Origin of the sequence: Chryseobacterium sp. CH21, assembly GCF_004119445.1 — a bacterium.
Taxonomy (GTDB): Bacteria; Bacteroidota; Bacteroidia; order Flavobacteriales; family Weeksellaceae; genus Chryseobacterium.
The window spans coordinates 112,095-135,815 of the sequence record NZ_QICI01000019.1 but is presented as its reverse complement, the minus strand read 5'-3'; the positions used below and the strand labels follow the sequence as shown (position 1 = coordinate 135,815).

Sequence of the window (23,721 nt, the reverse complement as noted above, 5' to 3'; positions counted from 1 at the left end):
TTTTAATAATTGATTAAAAGGTTTTTTTTATATTTGATTAAATTTTTCAAAACATGACAAAATTGTACCTTTTGGTGTTTGGATTTATATTATCCCAGCAGTTCTATGGCCAGAAACATGAGCAAAACATAGATATGAAAGGATTGATCGAAAAAGAGAAACAATCCTTTACTCAGAAAATGAACATCGGGAATACGAATCCCAATACCCTGAATTATGACTTGCAGTATCAGAGAATGGATGTAAGTCTGGATCCTGCAGTATATAATATCTCAGGTTCAGTAACTTCACATTTTAAACCTAACCAAAGTATGGGAAGCATTTATTTTGATCTTTCCAATTCATTAACGGTTTCTCAGGTGAAGTATCACGGAACTAACATTACAAGTTTTCAGCAGCTTCCTTCAAAAGAATTGAAAATTGATTTTCCAGCTTCTATTCCTGCCAATACAGTAGATTCACTTACCATTTATTATGCAGGAGCACCTTCTACAAGTAATGATGCGTTCAGAACGACTCTTCAGAGCGGAACCCCGGTGCTTTCTACGTTGAATGAACCTTATGGCGCACAGGACTGGTTTCCAACAAAACAGAGTTTGAATGATAAAATTGAAAGATTTGATTTTAAAATTACAACTCCATCCAATTACAGCGTGGCTGCTAACGGAAAATTGATGTCTGAAACTTTTCCTACCGGATCTACAAAGCTTACCTTCTGGAGAACGATGTATCCTACACCAGCTTATTTGATAGCATTGTCTATTACTAATTTTGTAAAGCTTACCGATACCATTGGAAATCCTCCGTTTCCTTTTGTGAACTATATTTACCCATCCACTAGTTCAAATGCTACCAGTATAGCCAATATTAACTGGACAAAGCAGGTAATGGATACTTTTGAAACGTATTTTGGGGCTTATCCTTTCCGTAATGAAAAATATGGTCATATGGAATTCATGTATGGAGGGGGAATGGAGCATCAGACCATGTCTTCTATGGGAGGATGGAGCAAACAGCTTATAGCCCATGAACTTACCCATCAGTGGTTTGGTGATAAAGTGACTTGTGGTGCCTGGAATGATATCTGGCTGAATGAAGGTTTTGCCACTTTCGGAGAGCATGTTGCCAATGAAAAACTACTGATGACCAATACGGAATTTTTGAATTACTTACAAGGTCAGTCCAACTATATTACCGGAAGTGTAGGAGGAAGCGTTTATGTTCCGGATTCAGGACTTTCCAGCATCAACAGAATTTTTGACAGCAGATTATCGTATGCAAAAGGAGGATATATCCTGAGAATGCTGAAGTGGTCTTTAGGTGATGCCGTTTTTTATCAGGCACTTAAAGACTATCATGCAAGACCGAATCTGGCGTACAGCTATGCACGTACAGCTGATCTCAATGCTTCTTTGCTTCAGTCTACGGGGAAAGATTTTACAGAATTTTTTAATGACTGGGTGTACGGAGAAGGATATCCTACTTATAATATAAAGTGGATGCAAAACGGGAATCAGGCTTTATTCAAAGTTTCCCAGACCCAGAGCAGCTCTTTGGTAAGTTTCTTTGAAATGCCTTTACCTATTAAAGTGACTGGAACTGCAGGGCAGACTGCTTATTTGGTTTTAAATAATACTTCAAATAATCAAAGTTTTTTACAGTCTGTAACGTTCCCGATTGCAAGCGTTCAGTTTAATTATGAATACCAGATTCTTGAGAAAAACTCTACCGTTACTCAGGATAATACTTTAAGTGTTTCTTCTGTTGAGAAAGAAGAGTTTGGCTTATATCCGAATCCTGCCAAAAATGAAATTAACCTTAAAGGTCTTAACAGAGCTGCAGATTTTACGATTCATGCTATAGACGGTAAATTAGTAGGAAAAGGAATTTATCAGCCAGGTAAAGCGATCGGAATTTCAGAATTGGTTCCTGGAGCTTACTTTATTACGATTGATGAAAAGAGTATTAAATTTATTAAGCATTAAAAATGACGAGAGGTAAAGTATGAATCTTTGCGTTTACCAAAATCAATAATGATATAACAAAAGAAGCTTTCAGATTTGAAAGCTTCTTTGTTTTCTAGCAGCTCTGGCTCCTCTTTTTCTTGCCGTTTTTACTTTGTATTCAAACCATCTTTCTTTGAATAGTTTACGCATGAGGTTATCAAAATGCCTCGTAATGACTAAGTTTTTAAAACCACGCCATTTTTCCAGCGAACTTGTGGGTAATGCTCTCACAGATATTGAGTATCCTTCCGAATCATATTGAATATAATGCCACCATCCGGAGGGAATGTAAAGTGTCTCTCCAGGATGAATGACAGCTTCGTAACCATCTAAATATAAGAGCGCAGGGTATTTTCTGTAATCTGGTTTTTTGATTTGAGCGAGACTATGGAAGTTGTAAGGCAGTTTGTACATGAAATCAGACTGCTCCCAAGGAAAAAGCCAGATCCTTTTAATCCCTTGGAACTGGGTGATGAAAACATGTGACATGTCAATATCAATATGATTTCTCGTTACAGAACCTTCGCCACCGAAAAACATAAAAGGCAGCCATTTTAGTATTTTACCATTCGTAACATCATTGTAGATGATATCGTTCTTAAGTTCAGGCTTTATTTTTATTAAATTAAATAGGAAAAGTCTGTGTTCAGTAGGGGCAGATTGTATCTGATCGAGATACTCTGAAAATGTAGATTCTGCTATCGGATCACTGGCTACTCTGTCTAGAGAATCGAGTTCACTGCCATATATATTGACTTTATGATCTCCTGCAATTTCTTTGAAATATTCATAATTCCACTTATTGAAAGCGGGACTTTCCGGATGTACAAAGTCTTCAAGAATAATTGGGATTCTCGGCTTCATATGCCTGTTAATAAAGGTTTTTGAACTGATTTTCTCTATTTTTTGTACCGGCTTTAGTCTCATGCATGAAAATTTTAAACAAATATAAATATTATCCTACTAAATTTGTAGACTAATAATGTTAAAACTGAAATCTCTACTGATTTTTTAGAATTAAACTGATAAAAGGTTTTATTTTACTGCCTTTTTAGTAAATTAGCACATCTAAAAATTATCAAAAATGATCTCTGAAAAATACCTTCAACATTTACAGAATGAACTTCAGAATATTGAGAATGACGGACTTTACAAAAGAGAAAGAATCATCACTTCTCAACAAAGTGCAGAAATAGAAGCTAACGGAAAAAAGCTTTTGAACTTCTGTGCGAATAATTATCTGGGATTATCAAATCATCCGGAAGTTATGAAAGCTTCTCAGGAAATGATTCAGTCTCATGGATATGGAATGTCTTCTGTACGTTTCATCTGTGGTACACAGGATATTCACAAAGATTTGGAGAAAAAAATCGCTGATTTCTTAGGTCTTGAAGATACTATTCTTTATGCTGCTGCATTTGATGCGAATGGTGGGGTTTTCGAACCTTTGTTTACAGAAGAAGATGCTATTATTTCAGATGAATTAAACCACGCTTCAATTATTGATGGTGTTCGTTTGTGTAAAGCAGCGAGATACAGATACAAAAACAATAACATGGCTGATCTGGAAGCTCAGTTGATTGCAGCTTCTGAAAAGAATCACCGTTTCAAAATTATTGTTACAGACGGAGTATTTTCAATGGATGGTATCGTTGCAGACTTAAAAGGAGTTTGCGACCTTGCTGATAAATATGATGCTTTGGTAATGGTAGATGATTCTCACGCAACAGGTTTCATCGGGAAAACTGGCCGTGGAACGCATGAGGCTAATGAAGTAATGGGTAGAGTAGATATCATCACTTCCACTTTAGGAAAAGCTTTAGGAGGAGCTTTAGGAGGATTTACTTCCGGTAAGAAAGAGATCATTGATATGCTGAGACAGCGTTCAAGACCTTATTTATTCTCGAACTCTCTGGCACCTGGAATTGTTGGAGCTGCTTTGAAAGTTTTGGATATGATTTCTGATGATACATCCCTTCGTGATAAAGTAATGGAAAATGCAGAATACTTCAGAACAGAAATGAAAGCTAAAGGTTTTGATATTCCTGAAGGAGATGCTGCTATCGTTCCGGTAATGCTTTATGATGCACCACTTTCTCAGAAAATGGCTGAAAAGCTTATGGATGAAGGTATTTATGTAATCGGATTCTTCTATCCTGTAGTACCGAAAGGGAAAGCGAGAATCAGAGTACAGCTATCTGCGGCTCACACAAGAGAACATTTGGATAAAGCGATTGCTGCTTTTGAAAAGGTTGGAAAAGAATTAGGAGTGATCTCTTAATCGTTGAATTGATTACAACAATGAAAATATAATGTTCGGCTCGGGCAGCTTTGCTGCCCCGAGCCGAACTATTTTTTATAGAAACCTATTTTTACTTATATTTTCCTGATCAAAAGAAAATTATTTTTAACAATTATATAATAAGCTTATCTTTGCTGTTAATTTTTTCTGAATGCTTTATACAATAATCAAAGCGCTGCACATTATTTTTATGGTAAGCTACTTTGCGGGTATTTTTTACCTCGTGAGGATTTTCGTTTACTATAAGGATACCGATGAATTTCCGGAAGAAAAAAAGAAAATTCTGAGAGAGCAGTATACTTTTATGGCCAGAAGACTGTGGAATATTATTACCGTTCCTGCGGGAGTAATTATGACAGTATGCGGATTGGTCATGATATTTTTAAATACCGGGCTGATGAAAATGCCGTGGTTTCATTTGAAACTTACCTTCCTTATCGGGCTTGCCATTTACCATTATTGGTGTTGGAAAAAGTCCTTCATTTAAAAGAATTACATGGAGATACACTGCCAATTGCTAATATCAAACTGAGACAGGCGAATGAAATTGCAACATTCATTCTGTTTCTGGTGGTATTTACAGTCATTTTAAAATCAATGGTGATCGAATACTGGTGGCAATTAATTGTAGGATTTTTCGTTCTTGTATTTCTGATCATGATGACAGTGAAACTGGTTAATAAAAATAAAAAAAACAAATAATTGTGGAGTAGGACGTATGTCTTAATACATTCATCCTTTTTACATCTTATAAAAAAACTATGATTGCAATTTTAAAGAAAGAACTTTGGAGTTACTTTGGAAACTGGAGTGCGTGGGTAATCATTGCTGCTTTCAGTTTGATAGGAACTCTTTTCCTGTTCTTTTTCGACAACGATTCTAATATTTTTGAGATCGGAATGGCCTCATTGCAGAGCTATTTCGTATTGGTGCCATGGCTGCTGATGTTTATCATTCCGGCACTTTCTATGAAGACTTTTGCAGAAGAACAGCAAAGCGGAACATTAAACTGGCTTTTTTCACAACCATTAAAAGTTTCAGAACTGGTAGCGGGAAAATTTCTTTCCGTATGGATTGTTGGGATTTTATGCCTTATTCCTTCATTGATTTACCTTTATACAGTATATGTGCTGGGAGTTCCTGCAGGGAATATTGACCTTGGAATGACCTTTGGAAGCTACCTTGGCTTGATCATGCTGATTGCAGCATTTTCAGCAGTGGGAATTCTGGCGTCTTCATTATCTCAAAACCAGATTATGGCCTATCTGCTGGGCGTTTTTATGTGCTTTATTATGTATTTTGGAATCGAGCAGTTGGCAAGCTATAAACTATTAGGTGGAGCAGATTTTATTCTTCAGAATATTGGTTTCTATCAACATTTCCTAGGCTTTACAAGAGGACTTATTGATTTTAAGGATGTAGCCTATTTTGTACTTGTAATAGGAGCTTCATTAGTATTGTCTAATCATTTTATTAACAAAAAGAAGTAGAATCATGAAGAAGTTCAATGCTAAATCTCCACTGGGAATTTTCTTAATTGTAATTGTTCCTTTAGTGATTATCCTGACCTATTCGGGAATCAGATTAGACTTAACAAAAGAAAAAAGATATACCCTTTCTGATAATACCATCAAAGTATTAGAGTCTGTTAAAAAGCCTCTGACTGTTGAAGTGTATCTGGAAGGTGACTTTCCTGCAAGTTTCAAACAGCTGCAAAGCGAGACGAAATTCATGCTGGAAGAGTTCAGGAAAATTAATCCAAAGATTGATTTTAAATTTATAGACCCGATTAAAACAAAAATGTCTCAGGATACCCTGATGGCAATGGGCATGCAGCCTTCTATTCTTCCGGATGTCAAAGATGGAAAGATCTCACAGATCACACTTTTCCCATACGCTGTGATCAAATATGGAGATGGCGGAGCTTCAATACCATTGGTCGTACAGCAGGCAGGAATTGATGCCGATCAGCAGCTGACAAGATCCATTGAGGGATTAGAGTACAATCTTGTTTCTAATATCAAGAATATTGCTGCAGCAAAGAGAAAGAAAATCGGAATTCTGGTGAATCATGATGAGTTGAATCCTGATGAATTCCAGGGATTTGTACAGCTGGCTATGGAAAACTATGATGCCGGACCTATTATTCCTAAAAATCAGACTGAACTGTCATTGGAAGATATTCCGTTATTGAAGCAGATGAGCGCTCTGGTGATTGCAAAACCAAGAAAAGCATTTACAGATAACGAAAAAGTAATTCTTGACCAGTACATCATGAACGGAGGGAAAACCCTTTGGATGATTGATGCGGTAAATGCTGAAATGGATACTTTAACAAGGTCTAAAAAAGTGATGCCTTTCCCGGTAGATATCAATATGACCGACTTCTTTTTCAATTATGGGTTGAGAATCAATCCTGCTTTGGTTAAAGATGTTAAAAAGTTTGCCCTTTTAAGACTGGTTACGGGTGAAGTAAGTGGAAATCCTCAGTATACAAGCTTGCCTTGGCCGTATTATCCACTTGGAATTGCTGAAAATAATAACCCCATCACTAAAAATATCAACCCTGTAAAATTTGAATTCCCAACTTCTATCGATACATTGGGAGGAAGAAAAAATATCAAAACAAAAGTTCTTTTCGAATCCAGTGAAAGAACATTGTTGAAACAGGTTCCAAACTATGTTGATCTGAAAGAAATTGCAAGCGTAGACAGCCTTGGACAAATGGAAAAACCAAGTACTCCAAAGATCTTCGCGGTAGCATTGGAAGGGAAATTTAGTTCTGCCTATGCATCAAGAATTGAAAGAAAATCTTACCCTGGATTCAAAACATCCAGCCCGGAAAATAAAATGATTGTTATTGCAGACGGAGATGTAGGAAGAAACAAAGTGATCAAAGGAAAACCGCTTCCATTAGGAGTAGACCTTTTGACAAATGAGCAGTTTGGAAACGAACAGTTCCTTAGAAATGCTCTGGACTATTTGTTGGATGACAGCAACCTGATGGAGCTGAGAAACAGAAATATCGAAGAAAGACTTCTGGACAGACAAAGAATTACTGAGGAGAAATCCACCTGGCAATGGCTGAATTTACTGCTTCCACTCGTGATTATCGGTCTTATCGGAGGATTATTCTTCTGGTTAAGGAAAAAGAAATTTGGATAAAACATAAAAAATTCCGGAAGATTTTCTTCCGGAATTTTTATTGATGAAAATATCAGATTTTAATATATTAGATATTTTCTATTTTTTTTAAATTCTACATTTTTAGCTTTAATATTTAAACTATCATTTGATTTATCCCTCTATATATTGAATCTAGATTGATTAAACCTTCCAAATAATAAAATGATTCGCGAACACCTTCTGTTATTTGTTTAATATCCGTTGGAATAGTTAAAACTATACTGTTCTCTATTTCAAAAATGTGGTCTTCATCTTCCATAGAAAATAAATTTATTATAAAGCTTTATCTAGACTTCAATTTTTTATTTTCTGTTTTTAAATTTTCTACCTGTTCTTCCAAAACTTTAATATAACTCTGCAAATTTTCTATAATAGAATTGGGAATATTATAATATTGATTGAAATTATTGTTTGCAGATTGGTCATTGAAAGTTAAATTGTCATTATTGACAACTCTAGATGGTTTTTCCTCTTTGATATCTTCTACAGGAACATCAAGTGCTTTTGCAAGCTTTTCCCATTCATCATCATATATTCTTACTTCATCATTCTCTTTTCGGGAATAATTGGAAACATCTGTTGATATGATTTTCGACATATATTCTTGTGTATAGCCTCTTTGTTTTCTTAGATTTTTTAGCTTTTCCATAATGACCTTTTATATTTGTGCCTTCGTACAAATATAATAAAATGGAACAAAATTGTAAACCTATTTTTGGAATTGATTCTGATACTTTTCGAGTATTTTCCAGATCTCATGAAAAAAAGACTGCTTCCAATAAGGAAACAGTCTTTATTATTTTTCTAAAGATTCAATCTGATAAAACAGATCAATCTGCTTAGATGTTTATTAAGTTCAGGAGTTAATTACGTCCTGCCTGATAAAAAATAGAGTTCACTTCGATGAATAATTTTTTGAGAAATGTGCTTTTTAAGTAGAGATTACTGCTGATAGGCTTCTTTGGGAAGTAAAGCGGCAGTTCTGTAATAGCTGATATCGGTAGATGTCTGTGCCTGAAGATCTGGAAAAGTATCATAATCATAATGAGACCACTTTTCTTCATGATCAGGATCTGTGGTTTTATCTACAGCCAGTTCCAGTTTTCCATCTTCTTGATAACTGCATTCTATTGCTGCGTATTTTTCACCATTTTCATCATTGGTATACCAGCATTTTATTGTTCTTTCAAGTTGCGGTTCATGAGTTTCGTTGTCTATAACCTGAGAACAGATAAAGTTTTCAGGATCATCAGTTTTGAAAACGGTTTTAGAAATTAAGGGCAGATCATCTACGGATAAGGAATATAGTTTATTGGTAGAGATAATAAAACTGTCGTTGGTTTCTTTTTTTCGATATCAAAAAAGTCAGATTTTTCCCTGAGATAATCTACTACCTTTGTCTCATCCTCTTCGTCACTTAGAAAATAATTGATGTTGTAAACAGTATCCTCGTTGATGAATTCAATTTCTTTTAAGAAATCGGAACCTTCCTCATAATAATACAGATGATATTCGTTTAACTTCACAGCTTTGCTTTTGGAGATAATTTCCCCAAAAATGTTTTTGTACACTTTTCTCATTTTTAATCATGTTAGTTTAGTTTCATCTATTAGTTTAAGTGGTGGAACAAAGATAGGTTTTCTTTTTTTATTTCAATACGAAGCATGAAACAGTATTTATTTCATAATTATTTTATATGTCCTTTATAAAATCCTCATATTCATAATAAAACCTTTCGAAACCATCCATTTTGGCTACAAAAAATTCAAAAATTTCTTGCCAGGTATTTTTGTTAAAAATAGAAATCCCATGTTTTTCGATCCATATTCTGCTGATAATCTTACCATTTTCCAGGGTGAAATATTCTTCTTTTTGAAAATCTCCAATGAAATCTTTTAAAATATCTTCCAGTGACCAGATCTTTTCGTAGTAGGCATTTCGAAAAATTTCGTCTTTCATTTCGATCTCCAGAGAAACCTCTGCTTTTTTATTGTCGGCAGAAAATTTAAATGACATATCCTTGATTTTGGTATCATAAAGAATCCATTTTCTGGGAAATGATCTTCCAAAAGCAGTCCAAAATTCTTTTTTTAGTTGCTGCGCCTCTTGTTTACTGAACATATCGCAAACATAATGATTTAATAGGAGAAAGGCAAAAATGAGGGAGCAAAAACCGTAAAATTCCGGATAAGACAAATAAGATAAAAACCGTAAAGACAGGGGGATAAATTGATAAAATTGTCTTTTTTCAAATATTAAACAATTTTCTTATTTTTGCTGTAATGCTTTCAAAAAAATCTCAATATGCTTTTAAGGCGCTTTCATATCTTGTAGAAAAAAGAAATGATGGCCCGATTCTTATTTCTGAAATCGCGGAACACAAAAAGATTCCTTTAAAGTTTTTGGAAAATATCCTGCTTGAACTGAAAAAAGCGGAAATCCTTGATAGTAAAAAAGGAAAGGGTGGTGGATATTTTCTCAAAGAAAATCCTGAAGATGTGAAACTGGCCAAGATTATTCGTCTTGTGAATGGCCCTATTGCCATGCTTCCTTGCGTAAGTCTGAATTTCTATCAGAAATGTGATGATTGTAATGAAGATCACTGCGGGCTTCATGATGTGCTGATAGAAGTTCGGGATGCTTCACTGAATATTCTGGAAAGTAAAACTTTAATGGATCTGGTCGACTGACCTGATCCTTTTTTTTGAATTAATAGTCTACTTGTTTTGTAGGATAAATATTTTTATCAGATATTTGCACTACTTCAAATGAATAAATTATGATTTCAAAAGGAGATGCCAACCCATTACAAAATCGTATACCTTCTATCGTGACAGTATATTCTGTTACCACACCCACTTTATCCGGAAAAAGAATCATGTACAGTTCTGAGGAAGAAAGACTGCCGGTAAATATTTTTATTGCTGGTACCGTCGATAATGAGATAGTATGGACTAAAATGATTCTGTGATATGGTGATTTCAAGAAAAATTCAAATAAGGCTTAATGTGCTTTTTGTGACTGCTGCTGTTATCTTCATTGCTGTTTTTTCAATGTACGAACTGGGATACCTGGATGAACTTCTGAATATTCTGGCAAAAGATAATTACATTTTTTACTGGATGCTTTTGGTAGGTGTTTTTGCCGAAATTGTTGCAGGATCAATGGGGATGGGGTATGGCGTTATCTGTACTACCACACTCTTGCTTCTGAACATTCCTCCACATATTGTAAGTGCGAGTATTCATTCTGCGGAAAGTTTTACAACGGCTGCAGGAAGTCTCAGCCACATCAAATTGAAAAATGTAAGCAAAAGTCTGGTGAAAAAACTAGCCATTCCAGCGGTAATTGGTGCAGTTATCGGAGCCGTATCATTGACCTATCTGGGAGAGTATTATGCTAAAATCACCAAAACATTAATTGCTTTTTATACTTTATACCTCGGAATTCAGATTCTCTCCAATGCTTTTAAAGAAAAACAAAGCAAAGCCCTGAAAAGAAAAACCAATCTGACAAGACTGGGAATAATAGGAGGTTTTATAGATTCTTTTGCTGGTGGAGGATGGGGGCCTCTGGTTACCGGAACCCTGATCAAAAATGCTTTTACCCCAAGATTTGCTGTAGGAAGTTCTACAGTAGCAAAATTTATCCTTACCATCACTGCTGCTGTTACCTTTTTCTTTACCCTCGGAATACAGCACTGGAATATTATTCTCGGGCTTTTAATTGGCGGAATTATTACTGCACCTTTTTCTGCAATGCTTACCGCTAAGCTTCCTGTAAAGAAAATGTTTGTGATTATCGGAACACTGGTAATTGTGATGAGTTCTATAACTATTTATAAATCAGTTTTTAATTAAAAATTAGGCCTGGTATTGAAAAATAAAAGGAATAAAAAGATAATTGGTTTTGAAAATATTTTACTTTTACATCACTAAATATTAGAACATGAATTTACATATCATTGCACTTTTTAAGTTTAATGAAAATTATCTGATGGATGCCGTAGAGCTGTTTCAGAACCTTGTGAAAGAAACAAGAAAAGAAGAAGGCTGCCTGCAGTATGATCTTATCGAGGATAAAGATAACAAAGGAACATTCTTCCTGATCGAACTTTGGGAAAGTGTAGAACACCATAACAGACATAACGGTCAGGATCATCTTTTGGATTTCCGTAAAGATGCTTCAAAAATCATGGAAAGCTCAGCAGAGGTTTACAAAGGATTTAAGATATATTAAAATTTAAAAGAATAAAAGGCGGTTTCAATAGTTTGAAACCGCCCTTTTATTAGAAAAAATAGAAAGTATTAAAATAAAAATATTTATTTCACGATAAGCTTTTTCGTTTCCGAATGGCCACCGTAAGTAATTTTTACAAGGTAATTCCCTGAAGTAAGGGTAGAAAGGTTAAGATCCTGTTTGTAGAATCCTGCCTGATTAGTAAGTTCCTCAGAATATACTTTTTTGCCGGTAAGATCATAAACTTCTACACTTCCTTTATTCCCCGCTTTTTCTTTAACATCAAAAAGAACAGTTACTTTTTTATCAGCTGTCGCAGGGTTTGGATAAATACCGAAAGAAGCTTTTTTACCTACCTCAGTAATTCCCAAAGTTTCTGTAATCTTTTTATATTTGAAATACATATTTCCTGTACTTGCTCCACCATTGGTAGTGAAGTACATTCTGTAGTAATCGTTTCCTTTTTTAACGTAATATACAACATCGTTTTTCACGGTACCAATCCCTTTCCAAGAGTGTCCAACTGTAGTAATAGCCGATGAGAAACTTGTAGTGGCAGGAATGGTAGAAGCTGCTGTTTGCTGAGTTTCAGGCTGTACCATTGCTACTTTAACATTCGGACTTTGAATGGCTCCCGAAAGCGGGTACATCTGCACCCCCATGTAGAAAGTATAATATTTGGTAAATACGAAATCCCATGCTGTTCTTGAAGGCTCCAGGCTAGGAACTTTTGCTCCAGTATCAAATGAGAAATAGTTGAAATAAGAATCATCCGTTCCATTAGCGATCGTTCTTGTTTCTGTAGCTCCCCATGATGTACCGTTCCATTTTGAATATCTGAAGGTATATCCTGCAAAAGCATCTTCAATGGCAAACTTAATATAAGTTCCTGAAGCATACTTCAAAACAAAGATAGCTTTCCCTTGAATATGGTGATTTACTGGGTTGTAAACACCCCATCCTGTTGAAGGAATATTGGGATTTGGAGAAGTTACAGGTCCTTGTTCAAAAGCTCCCTGGCTCCAGTCAGTCGTTTGATCCGGATTGTAAAGAGGTGCTCCCCAAGAAGATTCATTGCTTATACTGATATTATCCCAATCGGCTAAATTGGTAGAAGCAGTGAATACTTCAATATCTTTAGCATCATTTACTCTTGATCCAAAGGCATAGTTTGAGTTTCTATAAAAAGCAATATCCCAGGTATTGGCTGGCTGAGAAACCATATTACCATCTGCAAGATCTACAAACACACGGTTTTGGTATCCGCTCCCCATTGTCATATTTACCTGTGAGTATCCCAGTGCATCAGTCTGCGCCAAAACAGTCTGCTGAACAGACATAGCGAATACTGAAGCCAATAATAGTTTTGTTTTCATAATTTATTTTTTAAATCCTTATTTAGAATGATTCCACAAAAATAAATAATTATTTTTAATCATTCTAAATAAAAATATGATTTTTATCTTGTTTTTATTTTAATTATCGTTTAAAAAAGAAATAAAGAGAGCAAGAAAAAGCCGGAAGGAGTGATCCCGCCGGCTTTGTGAAGGTTGATAATAGTCTAATAAACCTTATTTTTTGATGAATTTTGATTGGATTAATTTACCTTCTGCAGTTTCAATATTCATATAGTATACTCCTGTCTGAAGTGTGCTGATATCAAATCTCTGTCCGTTCAGTTTTCCTTCAGCAGCTTTTTGTCCTGCTGCGGAATAGATCTGGATATTCTTAGGATCTTTCTTTACGATAAATTCTAGCGCAGACTGATCAGAATTTAAGGCAAATCTGAAGTTTTCTGTTGATTTATTGCTGTCTGATACTCCTAAAGAAGCAGTTGTGTTGTAAACTACATTGTCAATCTGAATAGCAGTGTGCGAAGCTGTTGGTGTAAATTTAAAAACAATATAAGATCCTGTAGAAGCCGGAATATTTACACTTACATTCTGAATCGTTCCAATAGTCGTAACGCTGATTGGACTTCCGACAGCAACAAATGTTGCCATATCTGCCGGGTTAGATGCTACTCCTATCTGGATTGTTCCGGTACCAGGAGACTGAACCACTAATGTAGTGTCAAAAGTTAATGTTTTATTTCCTGTAGGGACTTCAATCTGCGGAGTGATCAGGTAAGATGTTCCTGTAGCATTGTTTCCAGCATAAGACTGAACAGCTCTGTTGGTATCTCCTGCAACAAGCATTCTTGGCGGTACTGGAGGGAACTCTCCTGTTATCGGAGCTACAATAGCAGACCATCCGAATTGAGGGAAAGTAGTATTTCCAACTGTGAAATTATTAAAATTTTCATTGATATTAGCTACCTGAGCATTTGCAGTGAACGCTGTAAACACAAGAGCTCCTAAAAGTAATTTTAATTTCATGAGATTATTTTTATTTAGAATTATTCCACAAAAATATACATTTATTTTTAATGAGTCTAAATAAAGTTTTATATTTGTCGAAAATTTGTACCCTTATGAAGAAGAAAGTGCTTTCCGTTCTTTCATTATCCATGGCTTTCTGGATGAATGCACAAGAAAAGGATTCTCTTAATCAAAAGAAAATTGAAGAAGTTGTTATTACAGGACAGTATATGCAGCAGTCCATTAACAAATCCATCTATAAGGTTGACGTTATTGATGCTGAGCAGATTAAAAATATGGCAGCAACCAATGTTGCAGAAGTTTTGAATCAAAGTCTTAACATACAGATTACTCCAGATACCCGCTCGGGAAATTCTACCGCCAAAATAATGGGACTTAATGGGGATTATGTAAAAATCCTTATCGATAATATCCCGGTAGTAGGAGATACAGGATTAGGAAGCAATATTGACCTTACCAAAATTGCTTTAAGCAATATAGAGAGAATTGAAATTATGAAAGGTAGTATGGGAGTTGAGTATGGAAATGGCGCAGTTGCAGGGGTCATTAATATTATTACAAAAAAAACCAGTACACAAAAGATCAGTGTAAGAGGCTCATTGCAGGAAGAAACGGTAAGAGACCAGTATGATCTTAAGAAAAGAGGAAACGGAAGACATATTCAGAATCTGAATGTAGATTATAACATCAATAATGAATGGTTTGCAAGCATCAATTTCAACCATAACCAGTTTATGGGATATGAAGGGGAGAGCAAAGGTTACAAATACTTTGGACAGGATAACACGAGAGGATACGAATGGAATCCGAAAGATCAATATGATGCCTCCGCATTATTAAGATATACCAAAAATAAAACGACATTCTTTTACAAACTGTCTTATCTGAATGAAAAATTCAACTTCTATAATCCGGAAGTAAGCAGAAATCCTCTTAATGACGGATTGGGTGGGGTAGCCTATGAAAGCCGTGACAGAGAATACAATACAGATCGTTGGGTTCACCAATTCAATATTCAAACCAATCTGGGACATATCCGCTATATGGGAGATTTCTCTTATCAGAATCAGGATAGAAAATTTGCTGACTACAATTATGATATTCCGAACAGAACTGTGAAAAGCAGACAGGAAGAAAGATCTTATTATAAAACAGATGTGATCTATTCAAGAGGTATGTTCAGTAACTTTCTGGATAGTAAAGTTTTTGACTTTCAGTTAGGATACGAGCTAGACTATACCAACGGATATGCCGCACTCATTGCAGGAGATTTCTTTGGAGAAGCGGTAAAAAGAAAAATATTTACCTATTCCAATTTCCTTTCTGCAGAATGGAATGTTTCAGATAAATTCTCCCTAAGACCAGGGGTAAGACTTTCTTTAAGCGAGAACTTTAATGATCAATACAACTACTCTTTATCTGCGAGATATAAAACCTCTGAGAATTCAAACCTTAGAGCCGTTGTAGGATCGGCCAACCGTTTTCCCAAATATGAAGAGCTGTATACCTATTTTGTAAATATCAATCATGACGTACAAGGAAATCCTGATCTAAATCCTGAAAAAGGATTCTCAGCAGGTCTTTTCTGGAATCAGAATTTTGCTGCGGAGAATAACTGGAAAATTAATTACGGAGTAGATGCATTATATCTTGATGTGCGCGACAGGATTGAAATGGTGATGGTGAAAGAGCCTTCTACCTACAAATACATGAATATTAATAATTATAAAAATTTATTGGTTTCAGCGAATGTAGATTTCAGAAAAGACCAGTTTGCTTTATCCTTAAGAGGGTCTGTAAGCGGTACATCTGTATCTATGAATGATTTAAAATCATCATCTCCTACAGACTTCCAGTATCTGGTACAGGCAGGAGCATCAGCTACCTACAGACTGAAAAGTACCGATACCAATTTTGCCCTTTATTATAAATTCACAGGTCCGGACAGATTATACGTATCAGACGGAGCCAACGATTTCCGCCTTGGAAAAATAGACAGCTTTCATATGATGGATTTCATTGTAAGCCAGCCTTTCTGGAACAAGCATTTTGAGATTTCTGCCGGGGTGAAAAATATATTTGATGTAACAAGATTAAACTCTACTGCAACTGCCGGTACGGCTCATAATGCAGCTAATGGTTTTGTTAATTTATATTATGGCAGAAGCTATTTTGCCAGATTAATGTTTCAATTTTAAATAATAAGTTACTGTTATGAAGTATTTAAAGATATTTTCTATTCTTTCCGTCATGCTGGCCACACAGTCTTGTCTTTCTGCTGATGAAGATCCGGTTCCGGTTCCTCCAATGACAGGGTCTGAAGTGAATGCTAAAATAGGAGGTCCTACAGAACCCAATCAGGTATGGATAGATCTGAGTGATTACACCAATCCGGCTGTTAATAAAAGAACAGATTGGGATCTTGGTTTTTATTCAGGAGATGAATTTCGTGTCATTATGAACGGTTCTCTTGCCATGACGGCTATTAAAATTCCTAATGCTACAGATATCAGCAAAGTAAAAGAATCCGATGTAGCTGCTTTAAAAGATGTTGCTCAGGTAGGAACATTTGATGCAGCAAACATGAAGTATGTTGACAACCCTAACGGAAACTTCTTAACGCAGACTACCGGGATTGATGCTGTAAAAGAAAATGATGCAGATAATCCTATCTATCTGATCAATCTTGGAAGAGAAATTCCTTCTTCAAACAATATCGGAGCAGGTTCTGTTTCTTTATCGGGAGATCCGAGAGGATGGAAGAAAGTACAGATTGTAAGAGCTCCGGGTGGATACAAAATTCGTTATGCTGATGTGAACGCAACAGGAACAGATATCAAAGAATATATCATTACAAAAGATGCAGAATACAATTTTACATTCTTCAATCTGAAAATGGGAACTCCTGCAAAGATTCAGCCTAAGAAAAAGAACTGGGACCTTGCATTTACAACATTTACCAATGAAGTATTCATGGGACCTACAACCAGCGCAGGAAGTTATTTCTATGCAGATTTTATTACCACCAATACATTGAATGGAGTAGGTGCTTATCAGGTAACAGTTACCGGAAGTCTGGAACAGGCTTACACTGCATTTAAACTGAAAGACGTAGAGCCTGCTAAATTTGTTTTCAATGACCAGAGAGCCATTGGTGATAAGTGGAGAACCACTACCGGTACGGCAGCCAATCCGGTTCCTTTCGTGTATGCAGACCGTTTCTTTGTATTGAAAGATGCAGAAGGTTTTTACTTTAAGCTGAGGTTCAATAAAATGAAAGATGACAACGGAAACCGTGGGTACACCAATTTTGAGTTCGAACCTTTATAAATAATCAAATAATAGTATATCATGAAAAAATTCATCCTTGCAGCTTCTGTTCTTGTAGCAGTATATTCTTGCAAAAAAGCAGAAGGAACAGCGAAAGAAAATACTACAGAAGCCACTTCTGAAGCACCAAAAACCAACAATAAAATAGTAACATTAAATGGAGGAATTACTGAAATAGTAGCTGCTCTTGGCCACGAAAAAGAAATCGTAGCAACAGATGTTACCAGTACATATCCTGCCTCTTTAAAAACTACAGCTAAAGATCTGGGGCACATGAGATCCATGACTATTGAACCGATCATGTCAGTAAATCCTACTTTAATTCTTGCTTCTGATAAAGATATCAACCCCGAATTAATGGGGAAAATCAAATCTTCAGGAATTAAAACTGAAGTTTTCAAACAGGAATACACTGTTGACGGAACTAAAAAACTGATTGAACAGGTTGCAAAAGCGATCGGAAATACAGATTATCAGAAATTAAATGATAAAATTGATGCTGACTTGAAACAAGTACAGCCTATTGCTAAAAAACCAAAAGTATTGTTCATCTATGCCAGAGGAAACATGCTGATGGTAAGCGGTAAAAATACACCAATGGCTTCATTAATTACCCTTGCAGGAGGAGAAAATGCAGTTACTGATTTTGAAGATTTCAAACCTTTGACTCCGGAAGCTGTTGTAAAAGCTAATCCTGACGTACTATTCTTCTTCGAAACTGGTTTACAGGGAGCAGGAGGAAATGAAGGAGCACTTAAAATGCCGGGAGTATCTCAAACCAATGCAGGTAAAAACAAAAAAATCATTGCAATGGACGGAGGTTTAGTATCAGGTTTCGGGCCGAGAGTAGGAGAAGCAGCAGTAGGATTAAACAAACTTTTAATTGAAAGCACAAAGTAAACTATACTTTTATCTTATTATAAGCGCAGTACTGCTTGCCATTATAGCAGTACTGTCGCTTAATACAGGCGTTTATGATTTTGGAGAAAAATCTCCTTTCATGGCACTGTGGCAATTTATAAAAGGAGATTCCGGATTATCACTCAGTGATAAATATGTGATTTGGGACGTAAGAGCAGCCAGAATTATCATGGCTATTTTAGTAGGAAGTATGTTGTCGGTTTCAGGGACAAGTCTTCAGGGACTTTTCAAGAATCCTTTGGCAACGGGAGATTTAATAGGACTTACATCAGGAGCAACATTGCTGGCAGCTATTGCGATTGTTTTAGGAGGACATTTCAAAGAATATCTTCCTGAAGCTGTACAATTTTCACTGGTAGGAATTGCGGCTTTTATCGGTTCTTTTTTATCAATGATGCTGGTGTACAGAATTTCAACAAGCGGAGGAAAAACAAATGTAGTGATGATGCTGCTTACCGGAGTTGCCATAACGGCTATCGGGTTTTCGATAACCGGATTTTGATCTATATCTCAAAAGATGAGCAGCTCAGAGACCTTACTTTCTGGAATTTAGGAAGCCTGGCAGCCGCTACATGGACGAAGAATATTATTTTGGCCGTTGTTGCGATCATTGCTTACATTATTTTACTCCCAAAAGGAAAAGCATTGAATGCGATGATGCTGGGAGAGAAAGATGCGCAGCATCTGGGAATCAATGTGGAAAGACTGAAAAAGCAGATCATTATCATTGTAGCTTTAATGGTAGGAAGTTGTGTGGCATTCTCAGGAACCATTGGTTTTGTTGGTCTTATTGTACCTTATATTTTAAGACTGTTATTCAAATCCAATTACACATTTATTTTGCCATTATCGGCAATGTGCGGAAGCATTTTGTTATTAACGGCAGATACCTTCAGCAGAAGCATTGTGGAACCGTCAGAGCTGCCGATCGGAATTTTAACAGCCTTAATGGGAGGCCCTATTTTTATCGCTATTTTGGTTAAATTTAAAAAATCACTGTAATGATCAAGGCACACCAGATCAATTATAAACATAAGGAATTCAGAATTCTGGACGGGGTAGATGTATCTCTGGAATACGGCGAATTTCTGGCCATTGTAGGACCCAACGGAGCAGGGAAGTCAAGTCTTCTGAGCGTATTGGCAGATGAAGTAAAATCCGGACATAACAAAGTCTTGTTTAAAGATAAACCCATCAAAGAATGGAATATACAAGAACTTTCAAAGCACAAAGCAAAGTTCTCACAGCATAACAGCAACGATATTCCGCTTGAGGTAAAAGATGTAATCATGATGGGAAGGTATCCGTATTTCGATGCCCAGCCCGGAAAAGAAGATCTGGAAGCCATGAATAATATGATGTACGAAACCGATATTTTTCACCTGAAAGAAAGAGAATACAACACCCTTTCAGGAGGAGAAAAACAGCGTGTACATCTTTCAAGAGTAATGGCACAGCTTGAAAATGATATTGCCCACAAACTGGTTTTTCTGGACGAACCATTGAATAATTTAGATATAAAGCATCAGTATAAAGCATTGGAAATTATCAAAAATTTCACCAAAAAAGCCAACAGTGCTATTGTAGTTTTACATGATCTGAACCTTGCTGCACAGTTTGCAGATAAGATTTTATTAATGAAATCAGGACAGGTTTCCGCCTATGGAACACCACAGGAAGTTTTTACTGCAGAAAATATAAGCAATGCCTATAATTTTCCCTGTACCATCTGTGGACACCCTATTACCAATAACCCAATGATCATTTTGGATAACCATGGAAAAAGACGAACTCAAAATCCTCGCACAGAATCTTGCCAATCCTCAGGGAGAAAAAGGCATCGAGATTGGTGAAATGATGAATGCAACTAATATCAGCATGACGTTGGAAAGCATCAAAACATTGGTGATTGATGACGAGCAGCAGATCCTTGAAATAGGACACGGTAACGCAGCTCATCTGAAAAGTATAATGAGTCTTGCCAAAAATCTCAGATATACAGGAATTGATATTTCCGAGACCATGCACAATGAAGCCAAAAGACTCAATAAAGAATTTGAAAGTGAGGCAGATTTTGTTCTGTATGAAGGTAAAAAGCTCCCTTTTCGGGATAGATCTTTTGATAAAATATTTACAGTCAACACAGTCTACTTCTGGGAAAATCCGGTAGAATTTCTAAATGAGATTTACAGGGTTTTGAAAGATGACGGAACGTTCGTCCTTACGTTTGGACAAAGAGAATTCATGGAAAAACTGCCGTTCACGGAATATGATTTCACCTTATACAGCAACAGTGAAATGGAAGAACTCATCTCCAAAAGCCGCTTTAAAAGAATGAAAACTTCTGAAAAAGAAGAAGAAATAAAAAGTAAAACAGGAAACGAAACAATACGAAGAATTTATACAATTTTAACCATAAAAAAGTAAAGTAATGAGCACATTAGTTAATGATTTAAAGGAAAAATGGGAAGCTCTGAAAGCAGAAAATCCACATATCAGAATAAGAAATGCAGCAGCACAGTTAGAAGTAAGTGAGGCAGAATTATTGGCAACAAGCATAGGAGAAGGCGTTACTGTCCTGAACCCGGATTTCCAGGGAATCCTTACAGAAGCTGAGCAATTAGGAAAAGTAATGGCTCTTACCCGTAATGATGAGTGTGTTCATGAAAGAAAAGGAACGTATCTGAACGGAGATTTCAGCAGCCCGCATGCACAGCTTTTTGTGGGTGAAGATATTGACCTTAGAATTTTCCTTAACCACTGGAAATTTGCTTTTGCAGTACTGGAAGGTGACAAAAAGAGCCTTCAGTTTTTCGGAAAAGACGGATTGGCACTTCACAAGATTTATTTAACGAAAGACAGTAATGAAGCTGCTTTCGATGCGATTATAGAAAAATTCAAAGCAGAAGATCAGAATCAGGCATTGGTATTTGAAGCAGTAGCTCCAAAACAGGCTGAAAAAGAAGATTCAGATATTGATGTGGAAGGATTCAAAAAAGCATGGACAGAATTGAAAGATACTCATGATTTCTTCATGATGACCAGAAAATATGGAGTAAGCAGAACACAGGCATTAAGATTGGCTCCGGAAGGATTTGCTAAGAAAATTGATAACGCGAAAGTAGTGAACATCCTTGAAGATGCTTCTGAGAAAAATACACCGATCATGGTATTTGTTGGAAACAGAGGGATTATCCAGATTCACACAGGAAATGTAAAGAAAACACTTTGGCACCAGCAATGGTTCAATGTAATGGATCCTGACTTCAACTTACACCTTGACGTAACGAAAATTGCAGAAGCATGGATCGTTAAAAAACCAACTGAAGACGGAGAAGTAACCGCTATCGAAGTATTCAACAATGAAGGAGACTTTATCGTTCAGTTCTTCGGAAAAAGAAAACCAGGAATTCCTGAACTTCAGGAGTGGAAGGATCTTGTAGCAGAATTAGAGAAATAATAATTAGATGATTTGAATGAGACCGTTTTGTTTGTAAAATTCAAAGCGGTCTTTTTTATTGCATGCGATCTGCAGGTGCCAGAATATTTGTGTAATTTGTGATTAAATATAAAAAAATGAAAAATATTTTCATAGCGATACTGCTTGCCGGTTTCTGTTCATTGAAGGCGCAGGATTTTAAGGCGTATCAATTTTATGATAAAAAAGGAAAAGAAATAAAGACAGAAAAGCTTGTAAAAGAACTGGCAGATTATGATGTGGTTTTTTTTGGCGAAAATCATAACAGTTCTATCAATCACTGGCTTCAGCTTAAAATTACAGAAGCTTTGTTTGCAAAGAAGAACGGACAGCTTATTTTAGGAGCAGAAATGTTTGAAAGAGACAATCAGGCTCAGCTGGATCAATATGTAAACGGAAAGTTTGATGCTAAAACATTGAAAGATTCTGCCCGTTTGTGGAATAATTATGCAACAGATTACAAGCCTTTGGTAGATTTTGCTAAAGATAAAAAGCTGAATTTTATAGCAACCAATATCCCAAGAAGATATGCGTCTCAAACCGCAAAAGAAGGTCTTGAATCTCTGAATAAATTAAGCGAGAAAGAGAAAACCTACATTGCTCAGTTGCCTATCAAAGTGACTTTAGACACTCCTGGCTATCCGGAAATGAAAAAGATGATGGGAGATCATGCAGAAGGAACCAAAGTGATGAATTTTATCTCAGCTCAGGCTACAAAAGACGCTACAATGGCTGAATCTATCCTGAAAAGCTACCAGGCAGGAAAAACTTTCATCCATTACAACGGAAACTACCACAGCAAAGAATTCGGTGGAATTTATTGGTATATCAAACAGAAAAATCCTAATCTGAAAATGGCAGTTATCTCCGTTTTTGAATCAGACGATCCCGAACTGAAAGTACCAGCAAAAGATTATATCCCAACGGACTTTAATCTGATTATTCCGGCGGATATGACAAAGACTTTTTAAACTTTCATTTGTTTGAAAGAAAAAATATTCAATAGGGTCGGGCTTTAGCCCGGCCATTTTTAATTAAAAAATCCATTGGCTTTAGCCAAAACATACTTATTGATAAACTTTTAACAGTCATTTTTACTCCACAATATCTACCTTTGTACAACATTCAAAAAACATGAATAAATTAGCCATTCTACTAATCTTTTTTACCGGACTGTCCAATGCACAAAAACTGACTTCCCATGAAATTTCAATCATCAATCAGGGAGACGTAAACACCGCATTGCCAATTTATCAGACTACAGATTCCAATCAGCATAAAACATTGCTGAGTATTTCTTCAGAAGCAGATCCTCTGGACCCGAATACAGCTGTTCTGGTAAAAAGAATGAAAGAATCTCTTCTTTCTACAGATGGCGGAGTAGGAATTGCTGCTCCTCAGGTAGGAGTCAATAGAAAGATCATCTGGGTACAGCGTTTTGATAAAGAAGGAACTCCGTTGGAATACTTTATCAACCCTGTGATTGTTTGGCGTTCTGATCTTCAGAATCTTGGTCCTGAAGGTGATTTGTCTATTCCTGAGTTCAGAGATCAGTTCTACAGAAGTAAAGTGATCCAACTGGAATATGTGGATTTGAAAGGACAGAAATATTCAGAAATTGTAGAAGGTTTTACAGCAGTAATTTTCCAGCATGAAATAGACCATCTTTTCGGAATTCTGATTTCCGATAAAAAAGAAAAAGAAAAAAACGATTCTTACAGAAAAGTAGATGCCTATCAGAAAAGCGATGTAAATAAAGACAGAAGGTAATTATAAATTATAAATGATGAATGATGAATTATGAATTATGAATTATGAATGAAATTCTTAAGAATTATATAAAAAAATATCCTCAATCATCTGTGCTCATCTGCGAAA

24 protein-coding genes and 2 pseudogenes are annotated in these 23,721 nt (G+C 36.0%); 18 read left to right on the top strand and 8 right to left on the bottom strand.

The window, feature by feature from the left end:
- Nucleotides 1–53 precede the first annotated feature (53 nt).
- On the top strand, nt 54–1,985 hold the full coding sequence (locus BOQ62_RS03040; RefSeq protein ID WP_129037006.1) for a M1 family aminopeptidase: 1,932 nt from the start codon (nt 54–56) through the stop codon (nt 1,983–1,985).
- Nucleotides 1,986–2,054: 69 nt separating this feature from the next.
- On the opposite strand, the gene BOQ62_RS03035 is transcribed toward BOQ62_RS03040, so the two are convergent.
- On the bottom strand, nt 2,055–2,933 hold the full coding sequence (locus BOQ62_RS03035) for a cupin-like domain-containing protein (RefSeq protein WP_129037004.1): 879 nt from the start codon (nt 2,931–2,933) through the stop codon (nt 2,055–2,057).
- 157 nt (nt 2,934–3,090) lie between these two features.
- Here BOQ62_RS03035 and kbl point away from each other — a divergent pair, with 157 nt between their 5' ends.
- From kbl to gldG, 4 genes and pseudogenes are all read left to right on the top strand, one after another.
- Nucleotides 3,091–4,287: a glycine C-acetyltransferase gene (kbl, locus tag BOQ62_RS03030; protein ID WP_105703114.1), complete on the top strand. Its 1,197-nt coding sequence runs from the start codon at nt 3,091–3,093 to the stop codon at nt 4,285–4,287.
- Between the two features lie 172 nt (nt 4,288–4,459).
- Nucleotides 4,460–5,010 (top strand): annotated as a pseudogene (locus BOQ62_RS03025) (CopD family protein).
- A gap of 59 nt (nt 5,011–5,069) precedes the next feature.
- Nucleotides 5,070–5,798, top strand: a complete 729-nt coding sequence (locus BOQ62_RS03020; protein ID WP_129037002.1) for an ABC transporter permease — start codon at nt 5,070–5,072, stop codon at nt 5,796–5,798.
- A 4-nt stretch (nt 5,799–5,802) separates the two neighbouring features.
- On the top strand, nt 5,803–7,473 hold the full coding sequence (gldG, locus tag BOQ62_RS03015) for a gliding motility-associated ABC transporter substrate-binding protein GldG (RefSeq protein WP_129037000.1): 1,671 nt from the start codon (nt 5,803–5,805) through the stop codon (nt 7,471–7,473).
- A gap of 115 nt (nt 7,474–7,588) precedes the next feature.
- Here the strand turns inward: gldG and BOQ62_RS22330 are convergent, their stop codons facing one another.
- From BOQ62_RS22330 to BOQ62_RS02995, 5 genes are all read right to left on the bottom strand, one after another.
- Nucleotides 7,589–7,753, bottom strand: a complete 165-nt coding sequence (locus BOQ62_RS22330) for a hypothetical protein (RefSeq protein ID WP_164976663.1) — start codon at nt 7,751–7,753, stop codon at nt 7,589–7,591.
- 24 nt (nt 7,754–7,777) lie between these two features.
- Nucleotides 7,778–8,143 carry a helix-turn-helix domain-containing protein gene (locus tag BOQ62_RS03010; RefSeq protein ID WP_129036998.1) on the bottom strand — a complete coding sequence of 122 codons (366 nt, stop codon included), beginning with the start codon at nt 8,141–8,143 and terminating at the stop codon, nt 7,778–7,780.
- A 214-nt stretch (nt 8,144–8,357) separates the two neighbouring features.
- Nucleotides 8,358–8,558, bottom strand: a complete 201-nt coding sequence (locus tag BOQ62_RS03005; protein ID WP_129036996.1) for a hypothetical protein — start codon at nt 8,556–8,558, stop codon at nt 8,358–8,360.
- 225 nt (nt 8,559–8,783) lie between these two features.
- Nucleotides 8,784–9,065 carry a hypothetical protein gene (locus BOQ62_RS03000; protein ID WP_129036994.1) on the bottom strand — a complete coding sequence of 94 codons (282 nt, stop codon included), beginning with the start codon at nt 9,063–9,065 and terminating at the stop codon, nt 8,784–8,786.
- A 121-nt stretch (nt 9,066–9,186) separates the two neighbouring features.
- Nucleotides 9,187–9,615 (bottom strand): DUF4268 domain-containing protein, encoded by a 429-nt coding sequence (locus tag BOQ62_RS02995; RefSeq protein WP_129036992.1) that lies wholly within the window; start codon nt 9,613–9,615, stop codon nt 9,187–9,189.
- A 161-nt stretch (nt 9,616–9,776) separates the two neighbouring features.
- Here BOQ62_RS02995 and BOQ62_RS02990 point away from each other — a divergent pair, with 161 nt between their 5' ends.
- The 4 genes from BOQ62_RS02990 to BOQ62_RS02975 all read left to right on the top strand — a co-directional run bounded on the left by BOQ62_RS02990 (nt 9,777) and on the right by BOQ62_RS02975 (nt 11,733).
- On the top strand, nt 9,777–10,184 hold the full coding sequence (locus BOQ62_RS02990; RefSeq protein WP_129036990.1) for an RrF2 family transcriptional regulator: 408 nt from the start codon (nt 9,777–9,779) through the stop codon (nt 10,182–10,184).
- Between the two features lie 89 nt (nt 10,185–10,273).
- Entirely contained in the window at nt 10,274–10,465 is a 192-nt protein-coding gene (locus tag BOQ62_RS02985; protein WP_129036988.1) for a hypothetical protein, read from the top strand.
- A gap of 1 nt (nt 10,466) precedes the next feature.
- Nucleotides 10,467–11,354, top strand: a complete 888-nt coding sequence (locus BOQ62_RS02980) for a sulfite exporter TauE/SafE family protein (protein WP_129036986.1) — start codon at nt 10,467–10,469, stop codon at nt 11,352–11,354.
- Nucleotides 11,355–11,442: 88 nt separating this feature from the next.
- A complete protein-coding gene (locus BOQ62_RS02975) occupies nt 11,443–11,733 on the top strand; it encodes a putative quinol monooxygenase (RefSeq protein WP_047376912.1) in 291 nt (96 codons plus the stop codon).
- Between the two features lie 83 nt (nt 11,734–11,816).
- Here the strand turns inward: BOQ62_RS02975 and BOQ62_RS02970 are convergent, their stop codons facing one another.
- Both BOQ62_RS02970 and BOQ62_RS02965 read right to left on the bottom strand, forming a co-directional pair.
- Complete coding sequence (locus tag BOQ62_RS02970) at nt 11,817–13,109, bottom strand: T9SS type A sorting domain-containing protein (protein ID WP_129036984.1); 1,293 nt, start codon at nt 13,107–13,109, stop codon at nt 11,817–11,819.
- Between the two features lie 195 nt (nt 13,110–13,304).
- Complete coding sequence (locus BOQ62_RS02965) at nt 13,305–14,111, bottom strand: T9SS-dependent choice-of-anchor J family protein (protein ID WP_129036982.1); 807 nt, start codon at nt 14,109–14,111, stop codon at nt 13,305–13,307.
- Nucleotides 14,112–14,206: 95 nt separating this feature from the next.
- On the opposite strand from BOQ62_RS02965, the gene BOQ62_RS02960 reads away from it, so the two are divergent.
- The 9 genes and pseudogenes from BOQ62_RS02960 (at nt 14,207) to BOQ62_RS02920 (ending at nt 23,613) form a co-directional block, all read left to right on the top strand.
- Complete coding sequence (locus tag BOQ62_RS02960; RefSeq protein WP_129036980.1) at nt 14,207–16,312, top strand: TonB-dependent receptor plug domain-containing protein; 2,106 nt, start codon at nt 14,207–14,209, stop codon at nt 16,310–16,312.
- Nucleotides 16,313–16,328: 16 nt separating this feature from the next.
- Complete coding sequence (locus BOQ62_RS02955; protein WP_129036978.1) at nt 16,329–17,444, top strand: HmuY family protein; 1,116 nt, start codon at nt 16,329–16,331, stop codon at nt 17,442–17,444.
- 21 nt (nt 17,445–17,465) lie between these two features.
- On the top strand, nt 17,466–18,344 hold the full coding sequence (locus tag BOQ62_RS02950; RefSeq protein WP_129036976.1) for a hemin ABC transporter substrate-binding protein: 879 nt from the start codon (nt 17,466–17,468) through the stop codon (nt 18,342–18,344).
- Nucleotides 18,328–19,367: pseudogene (locus BOQ62_RS02945) on the top strand (FecCD family ABC transporter permease). Before BOQ62_RS02950 ends, BOQ62_RS02945 begins: the two are co-directional and overlap by 17 nt.
- Nucleotides 19,367–20,218: a heme ABC transporter ATP-binding protein gene (locus BOQ62_RS02940; RefSeq protein ID WP_129036974.1), complete on the top strand. Its 852-nt coding sequence runs from the start codon at nt 19,367–19,369 to the stop codon at nt 20,216–20,218. The pseudogene BOQ62_RS02945 and the gene BOQ62_RS02940 overlap by 1 nt, the downstream one beginning before the upstream one ends.
- Nucleotides 20,142–20,792, top strand: coding sequence for a class I SAM-dependent methyltransferase (locus BOQ62_RS02935; protein ID WP_121487249.1), 651 nt, complete (start codon nt 20,142–20,144; stop codon nt 20,790–20,792). Before BOQ62_RS02940 ends, BOQ62_RS02935 begins: the two co-directional genes overlap by 77 nt.
- Nucleotides 20,793–20,796: 4 nt before the next feature.
- A complete protein-coding gene (locus tag BOQ62_RS02930; protein WP_129036972.1) occupies nt 20,797–21,825 on the top strand; it encodes a hemin-degrading factor in 1,029 nt (342 codons plus the stop codon).
- A 116-nt stretch (nt 21,826–21,941) separates the two neighbouring features.
- Nucleotides 21,942–22,814, top strand: a complete 873-nt coding sequence (locus BOQ62_RS02925; RefSeq protein ID WP_129036970.1) for a ChaN family lipoprotein — start codon at nt 21,942–21,944, stop codon at nt 22,812–22,814.
- Between the two features lie 163 nt (nt 22,815–22,977).
- Nucleotides 22,978–23,613, top strand: coding sequence for a peptide deformylase (locus BOQ62_RS02920; protein WP_129036968.1), 636 nt, complete (start codon nt 22,978–22,980; stop codon nt 23,611–23,613).
- Nucleotides 23,614–23,721 lie beyond the last annotated feature (108 nt).

What these genes read in the sequence shown, in the direction of transcription:
- BOQ62_RS03040 (WP_129037006.1), top strand. Translation starts at nt 54, where the DNA reads ATGACAAAATTGTACCTTTTGGTGTTTGGATTTATATTATCCCAGCAG.
- BOQ62_RS03035 (WP_129037004.1), bottom strand. Translation starts at nt 2,933, where the DNA reads ATGAGACTAAAGCCGGTACAAAAAATAGAGAAAATCAGTTCAAAAACC.
- kbl (WP_105703114.1), top strand. Translation starts at nt 3,091, where the DNA reads ATGATCTCTGAAAAATACCTTCAACATTTACAGAATGAACTTCAGAAT.
- BOQ62_RS03020 (WP_129037002.1), top strand. Translation starts at nt 5,070, where the DNA reads ATGATTGCAATTTTAAAGAAAGAACTTTGGAGTTACTTTGGAAACTGG.
- gldG (WP_129037000.1), top strand. Translation starts at nt 5,803, where the DNA reads ATGAAGAAGTTCAATGCTAAATCTCCACTGGGAATTTTCTTAATTGTA.
- BOQ62_RS22330 (WP_164976663.1), bottom strand. Translation starts at nt 7,753, where the DNA reads ATGGAAGATGAAGACCACATTTTTGAAATAGAGAACAGTATAGTTTTA.
- BOQ62_RS03010 (WP_129036998.1), bottom strand. Translation starts at nt 8,143, where the DNA reads ATGGAAAAGCTAAAAAATCTAAGAAAACAAAGAGGCTATACACAAGAA.
- BOQ62_RS03005 (WP_129036996.1), bottom strand. Translation starts at nt 8,558, where the DNA reads ATGAAGAAAAGTGGTCTCATTATGATTATGATACTTTTCCAGATCTTC.
- BOQ62_RS02995 (WP_129036992.1), bottom strand. Translation starts at nt 9,615, where the DNA reads ATGTTCAGTAAACAAGAGGCGCAGCAACTAAAAAAAGAATTTTGGACT.
- BOQ62_RS02990 (WP_129036990.1), top strand. Translation starts at nt 9,777, where the DNA reads ATGCTTTCAAAAAAATCTCAATATGCTTTTAAGGCGCTTTCATATCTT.
- BOQ62_RS02985 (WP_129036988.1), top strand. Translation starts at nt 10,274, where the DNA reads ATGATTTCAAAAGGAGATGCCAACCCATTACAAAATCGTATACCTTCT.
- BOQ62_RS02980 (WP_129036986.1), top strand. Translation starts at nt 10,467, where the DNA reads ATGGTGATTTCAAGAAAAATTCAAATAAGGCTTAATGTGCTTTTTGTG.
- BOQ62_RS02975 (WP_047376912.1), top strand. Translation starts at nt 11,443, where the DNA reads ATGAATTTACATATCATTGCACTTTTTAAGTTTAATGAAAATTATCTG.
- BOQ62_RS02970 (WP_129036984.1), bottom strand. Translation starts at nt 13,109, where the DNA reads ATGAAAACAAAACTATTATTGGCTTCAGTATTCGCTATGTCTGTTCAG.
- BOQ62_RS02965 (WP_129036982.1), bottom strand. Translation starts at nt 14,111, where the DNA reads ATGAAATTAAAATTACTTTTAGGAGCTCTTGTGTTTACAGCGTTCACT.
- BOQ62_RS02960 (WP_129036980.1), top strand. Translation starts at nt 14,207, where the DNA reads ATGAAGAAGAAAGTGCTTTCCGTTCTTTCATTATCCATGGCTTTCTGG.
- BOQ62_RS02955 (WP_129036978.1), top strand. Translation starts at nt 16,329, where the DNA reads ATGAAGTATTTAAAGATATTTTCTATTCTTTCCGTCATGCTGGCCACA.
- BOQ62_RS02950 (WP_129036976.1), top strand. Translation starts at nt 17,466, where the DNA reads ATGAAAAAATTCATCCTTGCAGCTTCTGTTCTTGTAGCAGTATATTCT.
- BOQ62_RS02940 (WP_129036974.1), top strand. Translation starts at nt 19,367, where the DNA reads ATGATCAAGGCACACCAGATCAATTATAAACATAAGGAATTCAGAATT.
- BOQ62_RS02935 (WP_121487249.1), top strand. Translation starts at nt 20,142, where the DNA reads ATGGAAAAAGACGAACTCAAAATCCTCGCACAGAATCTTGCCAATCCT.
- BOQ62_RS02930 (WP_129036972.1), top strand. Translation starts at nt 20,797, where the DNA reads ATGAGCACATTAGTTAATGATTTAAAGGAAAAATGGGAAGCTCTGAAA.
- BOQ62_RS02925 (WP_129036970.1), top strand. Translation starts at nt 21,942, where the DNA reads ATGAAAAATATTTTCATAGCGATACTGCTTGCCGGTTTCTGTTCATTG.
- BOQ62_RS02920 (WP_129036968.1), top strand. Translation starts at nt 22,978, where the DNA reads ATGAATAAATTAGCCATTCTACTAATCTTTTTTACCGGACTGTCCAAT.